Below are 15,014 nucleotides of genomic sequence, written 5' to 3'. Positions count from 1 at the left end.
TAAACGAACCTTGTGGACACCGAGGCTGCGCGGGTGTCACCGGCCCAGGTGGCCGCGCGGCGGAGGGGCCGGGCAGCCTGCCTTCTCCCAGGCCACGAAGGTGTTGGTGCGGGCGAAGACGAACGCCTTGACCGGGTTCGCGGAGTACGACCACGGCGGGCTGCCGATGTGGCCGCCGACCGCCCGGAACTGCTCGACGGCCTCCGCGTACCGTTTCGTCTGGAACAGGGTGTCCGCCAGCAGGTGCCGCACCGTCGGCAGCCGGTGGTGCCCGGCCGGTGCCCGGTCCACGGCGTCCAGGGTGGCGTCCACGGCCGCCTGCACGAACGGCTGGTCGTACACGGGCGCCTTCGGCTCCCGGAACGCGTGCTCCATCAGTGCGTCCAGGCGCAGCACGGGCAGCAGGCTGCCCTGCGGCGCGGTGGCCGCGGCCTGCTCGGCGAACGCGTACATCAGGTCGTGCGAACCCCGCCACTTGGCGCACCAGTACTGCAGGGCTCGCGCGTGCGCTCCGAAGTGGTACGGATCGCGTGCGGTGATCTCGGCCCACAGCGCCCGGAAGTCGTCGTGCGGCCAGCCGAGCCCCAGCGCGATGGAGATCTGCGCGATCCAGGGGGAGGGGTCCTCGGGCGCCATCCAGGCGGCCTCCTGGCAGGCGGGCAGCGCCTCGGCGAGCAGCCGGTGGAAGCCCTCGAACTGCTCGGCCGTGGTGTGCTTCGCCTGTTTGGCGCCGCGGACCTTGCCCGCGAGCACGACCAGCGCGTCGGCGTGCACGAGGGCGGCGGACGGGTCGCCGGGGTACTCGGTCCGCCACGCCTTGAGCCAGGCGTCGTCCTCGGCGGCGGCGTGTACGAGGATGCCGAGCCGGTACCAGCGCAGGTCCCAGTCGCGGCCCGCCCCGGCCAGGTAGGCGGCGGCCCGCCGCCAGTCACCGGCGAGGGCGGCCGCCGCGACCGCGTCGGCCTCGGGATCGGGGCCCGCGAAACGGCTGTCGAGGTGGGCGGCGGGCACCAGCCCGTACTTGGCGGGGTCGATGTTGACCGGCGCCTTGGCCTTCGCCTCCGCCCGGAGCGCCCGCGCCTTGCGGGCGTTGCGCGGGATGGTGACGGCCGCGTAGAGGAGGGCGCCGGCACCGGCGATGTCGATCAGGACGTTCATACCGGGTCTTTCGGGTAGGAGCCGCCGAAGAGGGCGGTTGACGAGATGGGCGCGGGGGTGGTCGGAGCGTGGCCGTCGCCGGACAGCAGCAGAGCCCGCAGGGGAGCCGTGCCGGGCGGCTCGGCGACCACGTGGTCCAGGGCCTGCTCCAGCGTCTCGGCGAACCGCTCGGGGGCCACCACTCGCACCGCGGGCCCCGACCAGCACAGCTCCCACCGGCACAGCCCGGTGTCCAGTGCGGTGAGCAGCGCGAGTCCGCGCAGGGCCGCACGGAAGGCGGTCCTGCCGAACTCGCGTGCCACCCGCCCACTGCTCCGGCCGGCCTGCTCCGATCTGGGCAGCCGGTCGGCCATGTCGTGCAGCAGGCCGTGGTCGACCAGGTCCAGGAGGTAGCCGAGGTGCGTCACCGCGGATGCCCCCGACACGGCGATGCCCCTCGCGCCGGCCACCTGGGCCACGGCCTCCAGCAGCGGCCCCGCTTCGCGCGCCCAGCTCTCGCGCCGGGCCCGCGCGGGCAGTTCGGCCCAGGGCACCCGCCGCCAGGACAGCGCCTCCCGGGGCAGTACGGCTCGTTCCAGTGCGGCGAAGAGGCGGTCCGGCTCCCGGAGCAGCGCGAGGGCGGGCGGCCGGGGGCGCGCGGTGCCGTGTCCGTGGCCGGGGAACTCGGAGAGCCCGGAGTGCTCGGGGAGTTCGGGGGGCTCGGGGAACTCGGGGAGCGCCTCCAGTGCCGCGACGCGGTCGGCCGTGGGCGGGTGGCTGTCGTACGGGGAGCGTTCCTCGGGGGACACCGACGGGAGCGGTTGGCGGGCCCACGCTTCCAGGTCCGTCCGGCGCGCGGGGTCCGCCAGCAGGAGCGCGAGCCCGCCGTGGAACTGTCCTTCCGGCGGCAGCAGGCCGGCGTCGCTGCCCAGCAGGGCGTACTCGCGCAGGTAGAGGTCGTCGGCGGTTTCGAGCACGGGGATGCGGCGCAGCGCGGCGGCCGTGGTGCCCGGCCCGGCGACCTGGGCGGCCACCAGGTCGGCCGCGTACTCCTGTCGACGGCTGACGGTCTCGGTCAGCCGCAGACACCACCGCGCGTACGCGGAGAAGACGAGGGCCAGGTAGTGGTCCGGGCCCCGCGTGGGCTCCCGCTTCAGCGGTGCCGGTTTGCCGGCCGCCCGGCGCCGTGCGGCCCGTGCGGCGGTCCTCGCCTTCTCCTCGGCCTCCTCACGCGCGGCCCGCTGCCGCAAGGTGTGCGTGATGTGCAGCAGCCTGCCGTGCAGCGCCCAGAGCAGGCCGCCCAGCCGGGTGTCGTCGGAGGCGTAGTGGCCCAGTTCGTGCCCGAGCACGGCGTGGAGTTCGTCCTGCGGCAGACCGATCAGCAGCGCCGCGCCGAGGAAGAGCCGCCGTTCGCCCGCGACCAGCCCGAGCCAGCGGGCGTCCTCCCGCACCATGGCGTTGGCACCCGGGATCACCCGGATCTCCGTGGGCGGCCGAGTGCCCACCCGATCGGCGAGCTCCCGCACCCGCCGCCACAGCTCCGGCTGCTCACGCGGCGCCAGCGGCACACCGGGCAGCTCGTCCCGCCCGTCCCCGGGGCCGCGGGTGAGCAGGACGACCCGCACCACGCACCAGGCGATCGCCAGCGAGCCGAGCCAGCCCTCGACGGCCATGACCGTGAGGCCCGGACCCCGGGCCAGGAAGACGTCCAGGCCCGCGAGTGCGACGAGGATGAGGAGGGCCAGCAGGTAGAAGCCGAGGAGCAGGCCGAGAACGAGCGCGGCACGCAGCGGTGCTCCGGGCACGCCGGGTTCGCGTACGGCGCGCTCTCGTACGGCGGTTTCCCCGGGGGCCGCCCGGTCGGCGGGACGGGACCTCAGGCGCATCGGCATCCTTCACGGAAACGGAACGGAAGCTGCTGCTTCAGCTACTTCTTCAGCGCCGACAGGATCGTCGTCGTCACCTTCCTCGCGGACGCGGCGCCGTTGTCGCTGCCCGCGGTGGACAGCACGGTGACCACGGAGCTGCCGGAACGGGCCGCGACCAGCGTGGTGCCGTTCTCCCAGTAGCCGCTCGTCAGCGTCATGGTGAAGGCCTCGTCGCCGAGTCCGGCCGTGGCCGTGCCGGTGAGCTTCACCTTGGCGTGCGCGTCGGTGTCCGTGTACGTGGCGCACTCGGCGGCCACGGCCCGCAGCGCCTTCATCACGGCGGTCGCCGTGGTGCCCTGGAAGGCGTCGATCTCCTGGTCCACTTCCTCGGTCTTGTTCGCGTAGCCGTTCTGCGCGAACGACACCCCGCCCTTGTAGCCGGACACCTGGATCCAGGACGTGGTCTCCAGCCTGGTGCAGTCCGGCTTCCCGGCCTTCGGGCCGGTCGGAGCGAGGAACTGGCCACCGCTGTCCGCGGAACCGTCGGACTCAAGGGTGAGCCCGGAAGGGAACGCCGAGGCGGGCGCCAGCGCCTTCTTCAGCTGCGTGCCCGTGTCGAGCCCGGAGTTGGGGTCCTTCGCCTTGGCGGGCTCGGCGCTCGTGCCGGTACCGGTGTCGGTGGCGGAGCCGGTGGAACCGGAGGAACAGGCGGTCAGGGCCAGCGGAAGGGCCGCGGCGGCTATCAGCATCACGGCACGGGACGGGAGACGCATCGGGAGTCCTTCGGGAGTCGGTGAAGTGGTGAGTCAATAACAGCAGAGGCTGTGAACCGAGTCAACATGACTTGCGTGGAGCGAGGTGTACACGTCCGTGAAGCAGGGGATCTTGTGCGCGTCGGTATGCTCGGTGCACACATGGGTCAAGGGGAGCGAGGCCGCGTGCAGGACAACGCCACAGAGGTGACCGCGGCTGGCATCGCACGGCTCGCCGGGGTGGGCCGCGCCGCCGTCAGCAACTGGCGCCGCCGGCACGCCGACTTCCCCAAGCCGGTCGGCGGCACCGAGACCAGTCCCTCCTTCGCGCTCGCCGAGGTCGAGGCCTGGCTGCGCAAGCAGGGCAAACTCGCCGAGGTCCCGCTGCGCGAGCGGGTCTGGCAGCAACTCGCCGGGCACCCCGACGGTGCGCTGACGGCGCTGGTGCACGCCGGTTGTGCGCTCCTGCTGATCCATGAGCGCCCCACCGTCTGGCTGCACGTGAGCGCCGGTTCCGACGAGCGCCTGGCCGCGATGCTGCCGGCCGAGCTGGAGCAGGTGCTGACCGCGCGCCTCGGCGGCTCGGCGGAGCGCGCGGTTCACAGCGGCCGGCCCACGACCGCCGCCGAAGCTGTGAACAGGTCCCGCGGTGCACAAGGTGTGAACACCGCACCGGCCAACCACCCTGTGAACGCCGCACCGACGACCCCCGGCACGACCCCCGGCACGACCCCCGGCATGGCCGCCGTGCCCGCGCCCCCCGCACCGTCCACCGCCCCCGTACCCCCCGCCGCCCCCGCCGTCCGCACCCCCACGGGCCCCCAGCTGCTCCCCTCCGTCCCACTCCTGCGCGGCGCGGCCGAACTGGCCGCCGAGGCCGGGGCCCGGCAGGCGTTCGAGTTCCTGCTGGGCCGGCACCTGGACGCCAACCCCCGCCAGTACACGCTCACCCCGTCCGAACTCGCCGGTCTCATGGCCGACCTGGCCGGCCCCGCCCGCACCGTGCTGGACCCGGCCTGCGGAACCGGCGCCCTGCTGCGGGCCGTCGACGTCCGCCCCGACCAGGAGCTCTACGCCGAGGACAGCGCCCCCGACCTCGCCGCGCTCACCGCGCTGCGGCTCGCGCTGCACTCCCGGGCCGCGGTGCACGGCGCCGTCGGCGACACCCTGCGCGCCGACGCCTACCCGGAGCTGCGCGCCGACGCGGTGCTGTGCCACCCGCCGTTCAACGAGCGCAACTGGGGCCACGACGAACTGGCCTACGACGCGCGCTGGGAGTACGGCTTCCCCGCACGCACCGAGTCGGAACTGGCCTGGGTGCAGCACGCCCTGGCCCGGCTCGCCGACGGCGGCACCGCGGTCCTGCTGATGCCGCCGGCCGTCGCGTCCCGCCGTTCCGGACGCCGGATCCGCGCCGACCTGCTGCGCAGGGGAGCGCTGCGGGCGCTCGTCGCGCTGCCGGCCGGGGCGGCGCCGCCGTACAGCATCCCGCTGCACCTGTGGGTACTGCGCCGGCCGGACCGGACACCGGCCACGCCCGAGGTGCTGCTCGTGGACACCGGGAGGTTCGCCGGGGAGGGGCGGGGCGGCCCCGACTGGGCGGCGGTACGGGACGCCGTCCTGGACGCCTGGCGTGCCTTCGCACGCGACGGGGGGCCGGTGGAACGGCCGGGGCAGGCCCGTGCGGTGCCGGTCATCGAACTCCTCGACGACGATGTGGACCTCGCCCCCGCCCGCCATCTGCCCCCGCCGGCCGCGGCCGACGGCGCCGAAGAGCTCACGGCGGTCCGCGAACGGCTCGGCGAGACCCTGCGCCTGACCGTCGACCTCACCCCGCCGCCGGCCGACCAGGCGCCGCCCGCCCGCTGGCCGCTCACCACCGTCGGCGAACTCGCGCGCGCGGGCGCGCTGGTCCTGCGCACCGGCGGGAACGGCGGGCACGCGCGCGTGCCCGTGCTCACCGACCACGACGTCCTCGCCGCGACGGCTCCCTCGGGCACCCTGCCGGAGAGCGACGAGGAGGCCGTGCTGACCGAGCCGGGCGACGTCGTCGTACCGGTCCTCGGCGGGGGCTCGGTGACACGGGTGATCGACGACGCGACGGCGGGCGCGGTTCTGGGACGCAACCTGGTGCTGCTGCGCCCCGACCACGCCGCCCTCGACCCGTGGTTCCTCGCCGGCTTCCTGCGCGGCACCGCCAACAACCGGCAGGCCAGCAGCTACGCCTCCACGGCGACCCGGCTGGACGTGCGCCGGCTGCAGCTGCCCCGGCTCCCCCTGGCGGAACAGCGGCGCTACGGCGCCCGTTTCCGCGCGCTCGACGAGTTCGAACGGGCGCTGCGCCACGCGAGCCGGCTCGGGGAACACCTCGTGCGCGGGATGTACGACGGCCTCACCGACGGGACCGTCGCGCCCGGCTGATCACCCTCCGGGGTCCGCGGGCAGTCGGTCCGACAACGGTTCGGTACAACCCGAACCGGTTGTCCGCGCCGGGCCATATGCTCGACCCCACCATCGCACGACCGGTGCCGTCCGCGGGCGGACTGGCACCGGACGGGCACGTACGCCCTTTTCACGTACGCCCTTTACACGCACACAGGAGCGATCATGCAAGGCCAGGGCCATGCGCAGCCGGTGCAGCGGCCGCCGCACGACGCGGTACTGGTCCTGCTGCGTGTGGTGTTCGTGGCGCTCGGGGTGTTCAGCGCCGGCTTCCTGGCGTGGGCGATGCTGCTGCGGCTGGCCGTCGTCACCCGCAGACCGGTCGACATCGGCGTGATGGTGGCGGCCGTCGCGGCCGACGTCCTCAGCATCGTGCTGCTGGGCAGCGAACCCGGCGACGACGTGCACACCCCCGGTGGCTACCTGGGGATCACGCTCCTGTTCGGCACGCTCCTGGGCGCCGTCGTCTACTACCTGGTGGCCGACGTACGCCACTTCCAGCGGCAGCGCGAGGCGTACAGGGCGCAGACCTACGCCTACGCGCCCCCCGTCTCGCCGTACACCACGGGGACCCTGCCCCCGCACACCCCGGTCCCACCCGCGCACTCCGTTCCCCCGGTGCCCCGGCCGCCGCTCTCGCAGTCGCCGGTACCCGCGCCGCCGCAGCGCCCGGCGCCCGCCCGGATCGACCAGGTGCGCGCCGAACTCGACGAACTCAGTGACTATCTGCGCAAGCACGACGGGCACCGCGAGGGCGACCACGAGGGCGGACGGTGACCGTGGCGACGGGACGGGTCGTCGCCGGCCGCTACGAGCTGTCCACGCTCATCGGGCAGGGCGGCATGGGCCAGGTCTGGACGGCGTACGACCAGCGGCTCGACCGGCGCGTCGCCGTGAAGCTGCTGCGCCCCGACAAGGTGGCGGGCGCGGAGGCGGAGGAACTGCGCCGCCGGTTCCTGCGGGAGTGCCGGGTCACCGCGCAGGTCGACCACCCCGGCCTGGTCACCGTGCACGACGCGGGCAGCGAGGGCGAGGAACTCTTCCTCGTCATGCAGTACGTGGACGGCGCCGACCTCTCCGACCACCTGGCGGAGCACGACCCCTACCCGTGGCAGTGGGCGGTGGCGGTGGCCGCGCAGCTGTGCGCCGTGCTGAGCGCCGTGCACGCGGTGCCGATCGTCCACCGCGACCTCAAGCCGCGCAACGTGATGGTGAAGCAGGACGGCACGGTCACCGTCCTCGACCTCGGCGTCGCCTCCGTCATGGACACGGACACCACCCGCCTCACCCACACCGGCTCCCCGATCGGCTCGCCCGCCTACATGGCGCCCGAGCAGGCGATGGGCGGCGCAGTGGGCCCCTACACCGACCTGTACGCGCTCGGCGTGCTGCTGCACGAACTGCTCAGCGGAGAGGTACCGTTCGCTGGCTCCACGGCACTCGGCGTGCTCCACCGGCACCTGTACGAACCGCCGGTGCCGGTACGCCGGACCCGCCCCGAGGTCCCGGAGGCGCTGGAGAGCCTCGTGCTGCGCCTGCTCGCCAAGGACCCGCAGCACCGCCCCGCGTCCGCGCAGGAGGTCTACGAGGACCTGGCAGCGCTCCTGCCCGCGCGCGGCACCCCATCCGGGGCGCCCCTGGACCCCACGCGCCCCTTCCTGCGCCCGCACGCCCCCTGGCCGGACCGGGCGCGCACGCCCGCACCCCAGCCCGCAGCCCCCGTGGCCGCCGTACCGGACAGACCGGATGTCGCCGCCGCCGTCGACGAGGTCAAGCGACTGCTCGGGGAGGGGCGCATCACCCAGGCCGTCGACATCCTGGGCGCGATCCTGCCCGTCGCCGCCGACCAGCACGGCGAACGCTCCGCGGTCGTACGCACCCTCCGCAAGCAGTACGCGGCCACGCTGATGGACGACGGGCAGTACCGGCGCGCGCTGCCCGAACTACGCCGCCTCGCCGACGAACGCGCCGCCGAGGCCGGCCAGGCCGACCCGCAGGTCCTGCGCTTCCGCTACGAGACCGCCCAGTGCCTGGAACAGCTCGGCGAACCCGCGGCCGCGCTCGCGGAGTACCGCGCGCTGCTGCCGTACTACGAGAACCAGTACGTGGCCGGCGACCCGCAGCTCGCGCACGAGGTACGTCGCCGGATCGGCCATCTGCTGCTCGCCCTCGGCGACCGGCCGGCCGCCCACGACACGCTCACCCGGCTGCTGTTCGACGTGGAACGGCTGCACGGGCCCGGCCATCCCCTGGCGGGCGAAGTGCGGCGGACGCTGCACTGGCTGGGCCAGATGCGCGGCTAGTTCCCGCGCAGTGCATACTGCATCTACTTTTCGCACAGCTTGCCGCACAGCAAGACACAGGGGTGGGGTTCCGGCATGTCCAGCCATCGGCAGTCGAAGAAGCGCAGATACATCACCTGGGGCGTCGCGGGCGCCGCGGTCGTCGCGGGGGCCGGGATCGCCGCCCAGACCTCCATGGCGGCCACCACCTGGCCCGCCCAGAAGACGTTCACCGGCCGCGCGTTCGACACCTGCGCCGCGCCCTCCGCCACCGTGATGAAGGCCTGGAACACCGGCTTCTACGGTGCCGCCGCCGTCTACATCGGCGGCAAGAACCGAGGCTGCGCCCAGCCCAACCTCACCGCCTCCTGGGTCAAGTCGGTCTCCGCGACGGGCTGGAAGCTCATCCCGCTCTACGTCGGCGCCCAGCCGTCCTGCGGATCCGGCGGCTCGGTGAAGATCAGCGCCTCCACCGCCGCCTCCGTCGGCAAGTCCGAGGCGGACGACGCCGTGTCCAAGGCCGCCGCGCTCGGCATGAAGGCCGGCAGCCCGATCTACCTCGACATGGAGGCGTACGACACGACGAACACGTCGTGCAACAACGCCGTGCTGACGTACGTCCGCGCCTTCGACAAGGAACTGCGCGCGAAGACGTACCGCGCCGGCCTCTACGGCTTCACCAGCTCCAGCGCCAAGGCGATCGCGAACGCCACCGACAAGACGGACCTGCCGGGCAACCTCTGGTACGCGCTGTGGGACAAGCAGAACACCACGACCACCGACTGGCCGTTCGGCTCGACCCAGTTCACCGGGCACAGCCGGGGCCACCAGTACATGGTGAACAGCAAGGAGACGCACGGGGGTTACACGATCACCGTGGACCGTGACGCGTGGGACGGCCCGGTGGCGATCACCGGCTGAGGCCGGGCCGGACCGGAACCCGGTCCGCAAACCCTTGCGGAGGGTGGCGCGGCGGTGCCGGACGCGCGTGTGAATCGTTGGTCGAATGGGTTGGCCAGAGCCTGCCCACTGCCTACCACCGATCACCGCAAGACTTTGTGCACCGTCGCACAATCTCCTCGGGAGGCACCCTTGCACCGCCGCCGTCGCACCGCGCTCCTCCTCACCGCCGTGATTGCCGCGGCCCCCTTCCTGACCGCCTGCGGAAGCGACGCGCACCCGGGCGCGGCGGCCGTCGTGGGCGGCCAGCGGATCACCGTCTCGCAGCTGGAGAACCGCGTGAACGAGGTGCGCCGGGCGCAGCGCGCCGCGGTGCCGGACCAGACGCAGTACCAGCAGGTCCTCGCCTCCACCAGCAGCCTCACCCGGGACACCCTGTACAACATGGTCCTCGACCAGGTGCTGCACCGGGCCGCCCGGACCGCGGGCGTCAGCGTCACCCGCGCCGACGTCGAGCAGATGCGCTCCGGCCTCGAACAGCAGGCCGGCGGTTCCGCGGCCCTGCAGACGGCCTGGCTGCAGAAGTACGGCATCGCCCCCAGCCGGCTGGACGACAACCTCCGCTTCCAGGTGGAGGCCAAGAAGCTCGCCGACGTGCTCGGCACCGACACCTCGCAGCCCGCCTTCTGGAAGGCCCTGGCCAGCGCCTCCAAGGAGCTCCACGTCGAACTCAACCCGCGCTACGGCGCCTGGGACGTCCAGAAGAGCAGCCGGGTGGACGCCAGGACGCCGTGGGTACGGGAGGTCACCTCGGCCGGGACGCAGGTGTCGGCGTAGGACAGGCCGCCGGGGCGGTCGCCTCCGCTGCGGTCATACGATCACTTGACCGCCCCCACCCTGTGGACGAACCGCGAGGTGGGCGGCGGCGGTGCGTTACGTTCGGAGCGTGAACACCACCAGGCCCGAACCCACCACCCCGGACCCCTCTGCCACGCCCGCGGCCGCCGGCACCGGCCGGGTCGTCCTGCTCACCACCAGCCACCGGGTCGCCCCCGGCCTGCTGTCCTGGCCCGCCTGGCAGGCACTGCGCGCGGCGGACCGCGTGCTGTGCGCGGACGGCGCGCATCCGCAGCTGCCGTATCTGCGCGAGGCCGGGACCGCCGTGGACGAGGCCGCCCCCACCGCCGAGGAACTGGTCGACGCCTGCGCCGGCGGCCGGACCGTGGTGGTCGTGGCGACGGGCGAGGGCGAGCCCGCCCTCACCGACGGCCTGGCCCGGCTGGCCGGCTCCGGCCGCGTCCCGATGCCCGAGCTGGAGCTGCTCCCCGCCTCCTACGACCTGCCGGGCGCCCGCCTCCTCGACCTCGTCCAGGTCATGGACCGGATCCGCGCGGAGTGCCCCTGGTCCTCCCGGCAGACCCACCAGGGTCTCGCCAAGTACGGCATCGAGGAGGCGTACGAACTCGTCGAGGCGATCGAGGAGGGCGACCGCGACGAACTGCGCGAGGAACTGGGCGACGTGCTCCTCCAGGTCGTCTTCCACGCGCGGATCGCGGAGGAGGACCCGGACGCCCCCTTCTCCATCGACGACGTCGCGGGCGGCATCGTCGCCAAGCTCATCCACCGCCACCCGCACGTCTTCGGCGACGAGACCGCGTCCACCCCGGAGGAGGTCAAGGAGCACTGGCTGCGGACGAAGGCGGTGGAGAAGCGGCGCGCGTCCGTGACGGACGGGATACCCCTCGCCCAGCCGGGCCTCGCACTGGCGGCGAAGCTGGCCTCCCGGGTACGGACGGCCGGCCTCGAGGTGCCGCTGCCGCAGGCGCCGGGCATCGGCTACGAACTGCTCGCCCTGGCGGCCCGCGCCGAGACCGAAGGCGTCGACCCGGAGGCAGCCCTGAGAGCGGCGGCCCGGGCCTACCGGGACGCGGTGCGGGCGGCGGAGGGAGTGGAGAGGTGACCGCCGCCCCCGACCTCTTCACCTGGGAGTTCGCCGCCGACCCCTACCCGGCCTACGCCTGGCTGCGGGAGCACGAGCCCGTGCGGCGGACCCGGCTGCCCAGCGGGGTGGAGGCCTGGCTGGTCACGCGGTACGCCGATGCCAAGCAGGCCCTTGCCGACCCCCGTCTCTCCAAGAACCCGGCGCATCACGACGAGCCCGCGCACGCCAAGGGGAAGACCGGCATCCCCGGTGAGCGCAAGGCCGAGTTGATGACGCACCTGCTGAACATCGACCCGCCGGACCACACCCGGCTGCGGCGACTGGTGAGCAAGGCGTTCACCCCGCGCCGGGTGGCCGAGTTCGCGCCACGGGTGCGGGAGCTGACCGACCGGCTCATCGACGGGTTCGCGGAGCGGGGCGAGGGCGACCTCATCCACGAGTTCGCCTTCCCGCTCCCCATCTACGCCATCTGCGACCTGCTCGGCGTGCCGCCCGAGGACCAGGACGACTTCCGGGACTGGGCGGGGATGATGATCCGGCACGGGGGAGGGCCGCGGGGCGGGGTAGCGCGGTCCGTGAAAAAGATGCGTGGGTACCTGGCCGAGCTCATCCACCGGAAGCGGGAGGCGCTGCCCGCCGAGGCCGGTCCCGGCGAGGACCTCATCTCCGGGCTCATCCGGGCCTCGGACCACGGTGAGCACCTCACCGAGAACGAGGCCGCGGCCATGGCCTTCATCCTGCTGTTCGCGGGTTTCGAGACCACCGTCAACTTGATCGGTAACGGGACGTACGCGCTGCTCACCCACCCCGGGCAGCGGGCGCGTCTGCAGGAGTCTCTGGCCGCCGGTGAGCGCGGACTGCTGGAGACCGGTGTCGAGGAACTGCTGCGCTACGACGGGCCGGTGGAGCTGGCCACCTGGCGGTTCGCCACCGAGCCCGTCGTCATCGGCGGGCAGCGGATCGCGCCCGGCGATCCGGTCCTGGTCGTCCTGGCGGCGGCCGACCGGGACCCGGAGCGGTTCGCCGACCCGGACACCCTCGACCTCGCCCGGCGGGACAACCAGCACCTGGGCTACGGCCACGGCATCCACTACTGCCTGGGCGCCCCCCTCGCCCGCCTGGAGGGGCAGACCGCGCTCGCCGGCCTCCTCACCCGCCTCCCCGACCTGCGACTCGCGGTGGACGAGAGCGAGTTGCGGTGGCGCGGCGGGCTCATCATGCGCGGACTGCGCACCCTGCCCGTGGAGTTCGCGCCGGCCGGCCGCTGAAGCCCCCGCCGGGCCCTCGCCGAGGCCCGTACCGGTCCGTACGGGCAAAAGGTGACCGGCGTTCAAGTCTGTGATCTTCACGTGATCTACGCGGCATTAACTTGTGACAAGTGATCGTCTGCGGATACGTTCACCCATCAGCGCGGCGCCCCTGCGGGAACCGCCGTGCCGGTCATCGCTGTCGCTCGAAAGGTTTCCGCATGCTCTCCGGGAACGGTCGTCACCGTCGCCCCCGCCAGGCTCCGGCACTCCTCGTCGCGGCCGGGGTGACCGGCTCCGCCATCGCCATCCCGCTCTTGGGTGCGGTGAACGCCAGCGCGGCCGACGGCTCCACCTGGGACCAGGTGGCCGAGTGCGAGAGCGGCGGCTCCTGGAGTGCCGACAACGGCACCGGCTACTACGGCGGCCTCCAGATGTCCCTGGACGACTGGAGCAAGTACGGCGGCCTGGAGTACGCCGGTACGCCGGACCAGGCGAGCCGTTCGCAGCAGATCGCCGTCGCCGAGAAGATACTCGCCGACCAGGGCACCAAGCCCTGGCGGACCTGTGCCCTGCTCGCCGGCCTCTCCTCCGACGACGCCTCGGTGAACGTCGACACGGGACTCGGCGACTCGGGTGGTTCGTCCGGTTCCTCCGACTCGGCGGACTCCTCCTCCGGGTTGTCGAACTCGTCGTCCTCGTCCTCTTCTTCTGGTTCCGATTCCTCCTCGGGCGCCGCGGATTCCGGGAGCGACTCGGCCACCCCCTCCCCGAGCACGAGTGCCGGCGGCGACTCCAAGGCGGACACCTCCGGCAAGTCCGGCAAGGCCGACAAGTCGGGATCATCCGATTCCGGCACCGGCTCCGGCGCTTCGAAGGCGAGCGAGAGTCCCGTCGTCCCTGAATCCGACGGCTCGGACAATTCCTGGCAGACCGGAGGCTCTTGGAGCCTGGTCGACACGGGAGCCGTCGGCAGCGGCGGCAAGCATCGTGGTGGTTCTGCGGACGAAAGTGTGACAAACGGTCAAAGTGCCGCCTCCTCCGGTCGGCACGCCTCCCGTGACGGCGGCACCTACACGGTCCGCGACGGCGACACCCTCGCCTCCATCGCCGACTCCCTTGGCCTCGACGGCGGATGGCGCGCGCTCTATGCCGCGAACAAGGCGGACATCGGCACCGACCCGAACGCCATCGCCCCCGGTCAGACCCTGAAACTCGGCAGCGAATCGGACGAAAAGTAGCGGGAGTTGACGCCCCGCTTCGAGTTGAATGTCCGTTTTGGTGAAAGTGTGGGATGAGTCTCAGAAGCCCTGATCATCTTTGAAATTCGCCTGATCGTCTGTTTACGGTCGAGGCCGCTCGTCACCACGAGCCCCGGCCGTCGCAACGCCGAGTCCTGCCAGCGGCTGCCCGGGAACAGTCGTCGCGTCATGCGCCGTAGGCAGGAGCGGGGGACCCAAGGTAAGTGCCGGGCCCGGTGGTTGATGCCGCCGATCCGGCTCGGGGTGAAGCCGCGCACCGACACACGGTGTGCGGCCGGGCAACTCAACCGGCCCGAACCCGACAGCTCACCTCGCAGGCGTCGGTGAGGGGATCGATCCATGCTGTTCTCCGGCAAGGGCAAGCACCGTCGTCCGTCCAAGGCCGTCCGCGCCATCGCGGTCGCCGGTGTCACCGGCGTCGCCGTCGCCGCCCCGCTGATGGCGGCCGGCAGCGCCTCCGCCGCCACCGCTTCCGAGTGGGACGCCGTCGCCCAGTGCGAGTCCGGCGGCAACTGGGCCATCAACACCGGCAACGGCTACTACGGCGGTCTGCAGTTCTCCGCCTCCACCTGGGCCGCGTACGGCGGCACGCAGTACGCCGCGCAGGCCAACCAGGCCACCAAGGCGCAGCAGATCCAGATCGCCGAGAAGGTCCTCGCCGCCCAGGGCAAGGGCGCCTGGCCGGTCTGCGGCACGGGTCTGTCCGGCGCCACCTACAGCGGCGGCGGCTCCAGCAGCTCCAGCTCGTCGAGCAGCAGCGCCGGCGCCCGCTCGACCGACACCCAGGCCGCCTCCCGCTCCGCCGAGCGCCCGGCCGCCAAGAAGACCGTCACCACCCCGACCGGCAAGAAGGTCAAGAAGGGCGACGGCGAGTACAAGGTCGTCAAGGGTGACACCCTCAGCTCGATCGCCGAGAAGCACAAGGTCAAGGGCGGCTGGCAGGCGCTGTTCAAGCTGAACAAGGACATCGTCGACGACGCCGACTTCATCTACCCGGGCCAGCAGCTGCACCTGAAGTAGGGCACCTGACGCAGCCCGCGGGGCGGCCGCCGAAAGTATGGGGCGGCGCCCAGCTGAACCACAGCTCCCACACAACCGTGGTCCCCATAGTGGGGACCACGTGAGGGCCACCCCCGTCCCCCACGGCCCCCCGCCCCGGTGCGTTCTCCCCCGTACGCACCG

The 15,014-nt window shown here is 73.0% G+C and carries 12 protein-coding genes and 1 riboswitch; of the genes, 9 read left to right on the top strand and 3 right to left on the bottom strand.

The annotated features are described in order from the left end of the window. Nucleotides 1–36: 36 nt before the first annotated feature. The 3 genes from JF597_RS33660 to JF597_RS33650 are packed head-to-tail and all read right to left on the bottom strand — an operon-like array spanning nt 37 to nt 3,778. Entirely contained in the window at nt 37–1,158 is a 1,122-nt protein-coding gene (locus tag JF597_RS33660; protein ID WP_294004029.1) for a hypothetical protein, read from the bottom strand. Continuing rightward, on the bottom strand, nt 1,155–3,023 hold the full coding sequence (locus JF597_RS33655; RefSeq protein ID WP_294004026.1) for a M48 family metalloprotease: 1,869 nt from the start codon (nt 3,021–3,023) through the stop codon (nt 1,155–1,157). The genes JF597_RS33660 and JF597_RS33655 overlap by 4 nt, the downstream gene beginning before the upstream one ends. A 41-nt stretch (nt 3,024–3,064) precedes the next feature. After that, complete coding sequence (locus JF597_RS33650) at nt 3,065–3,778, bottom strand: hypothetical protein (protein WP_294004023.1); 714 nt, start codon at nt 3,776–3,778, stop codon at nt 3,065–3,067. Nucleotides 3,779–3,943: 165 nt separating this feature from the next. On the opposite strand from JF597_RS33650, the gene JF597_RS33645 reads away from it, so the two are divergent. From JF597_RS33645 to JF597_RS33605, 9 genes are all read left to right on the top strand, one after another. Then, nucleotides 3,944–6,178, top strand: coding sequence for an N-6 DNA methylase (locus JF597_RS33645; protein ID WP_294004021.1), 2,235 nt, complete (start codon nt 3,944–3,946; stop codon nt 6,176–6,178). A 186-nt stretch (nt 6,179–6,364) separates the two neighbouring features. Beyond that, on the top strand, nt 6,365–6,976 hold the full coding sequence (locus JF597_RS33640) for a hypothetical protein (protein ID WP_294004018.1): 612 nt from the start codon (nt 6,365–6,367) through the stop codon (nt 6,974–6,976). A 38-nt stretch (nt 6,977–7,014) separates the two neighbouring features. Then, nucleotides 7,015–8,502: a serine/threonine-protein kinase gene (locus JF597_RS33635; protein WP_294004075.1), complete on the top strand. Its 1,488-nt coding sequence runs from the start codon at nt 7,015–7,017 to the stop codon at nt 8,500–8,502. 75 nt (nt 8,503–8,577) lie between these two features. Continuing rightward, on the top strand, nt 8,578–9,402 hold the full coding sequence (locus JF597_RS33630) for a glycoside hydrolase domain-containing protein (protein WP_294004016.1): 825 nt from the start codon (nt 8,578–8,580) through the stop codon (nt 9,400–9,402). 171 nt (nt 9,403–9,573) lie between these two features. Further along, the gene (locus JF597_RS33625) at nt 9,574–10,218 is read left to right on the top strand and encodes a SurA N-terminal domain-containing protein (RefSeq protein ID WP_294004014.1); all 645 of its coding nucleotides are present in this window, start codon (nt 9,574–9,576) and stop codon (nt 10,216–10,218) included. A gap of 109 nt (nt 10,219–10,327) precedes the next feature. Next, nucleotides 10,328–11,341, top strand: coding sequence for a nucleoside triphosphate pyrophosphohydrolase (locus JF597_RS33620; protein ID WP_294004011.1), 1,014 nt, complete (start codon nt 10,328–10,330; stop codon nt 11,339–11,341). Next, on the top strand, nt 11,338–12,591 hold the full coding sequence (locus tag JF597_RS33615; RefSeq protein WP_294004008.1) for a cytochrome P450: 1,254 nt from the start codon (nt 11,338–11,340) through the stop codon (nt 12,589–12,591). The genes JF597_RS33620 and JF597_RS33615 overlap by 4 nt, the downstream gene beginning before the upstream one ends. Before the next feature lie 200 nt (nt 12,592–12,791). Next, complete coding sequence (locus JF597_RS33610; RefSeq protein ID WP_294004005.1) at nt 12,792–13,811, top strand: transglycosylase family protein; 1,020 nt, start codon at nt 12,792–12,794, stop codon at nt 13,809–13,811. Nucleotides 13,812–13,993: 182 nt separating this feature from the next. Continuing rightward, a riboswitch (cyclic di-AMP (ydaO/yuaA leader) is annotated at nt 13,994–14,167 on the top strand. A gap of 4 nt (nt 14,168–14,171) precedes the next feature. Further along, entirely contained in the window at nt 14,172–14,852 is a 681-nt protein-coding gene (locus JF597_RS33605) for a transglycosylase family protein (protein WP_294004001.1), read from the top strand. Nucleotides 14,853–15,014 lie beyond the last annotated feature (162 nt).

The organism is Streptomyces sp. (assembly GCF_019510245.1).
In the GTDB taxonomy this organism is placed as follows: Bacteria; Actinomycetota; Actinomycetes; order Streptomycetales; family Streptomycetaceae; genus Streptomyces.
This window is presented reverse-complemented; position numbering and strand designations above follow the sequence as displayed.

Bases quoted from the DNA above. Each gene is read 5' to 3' on its own strand.
- JF597_RS33660 (WP_294004029.1), bottom strand. From the start codon at position 1,158: ATGAACGTCCTGATCGACATCGCCGGTGCCGGCGCCCTCCTCTACGCG.
- JF597_RS33655 (WP_294004026.1), bottom strand. From the start codon at position 3,023: ATGCGCCTGAGGTCCCGTCCCGCCGACCGGGCGGCCCCCGGGGAAACC.
- JF597_RS33650 (WP_294004023.1), bottom strand. From the start codon at position 3,778: ATGCGTCTCCCGTCCCGTGCCGTGATGCTGATAGCCGCCGCGGCCCTT.
- JF597_RS33640 (WP_294004018.1), top strand. From the start codon at position 6,365: ATGCAAGGCCAGGGCCATGCGCAGCCGGTGCAGCGGCCGCCGCACGAC.
- JF597_RS33630 (WP_294004016.1), top strand. From the start codon at position 8,578: ATGTCCAGCCATCGGCAGTCGAAGAAGCGCAGATACATCACCTGGGGC.
- JF597_RS33610 (WP_294004005.1), top strand. From the start codon at position 12,792: ATGCTCTCCGGGAACGGTCGTCACCGTCGCCCCCGCCAGGCTCCGGCA.
- JF597_RS33605 (WP_294004001.1), top strand. From the start codon at position 14,172: ATGCTGTTCTCCGGCAAGGGCAAGCACCGTCGTCCGTCCAAGGCCGTC.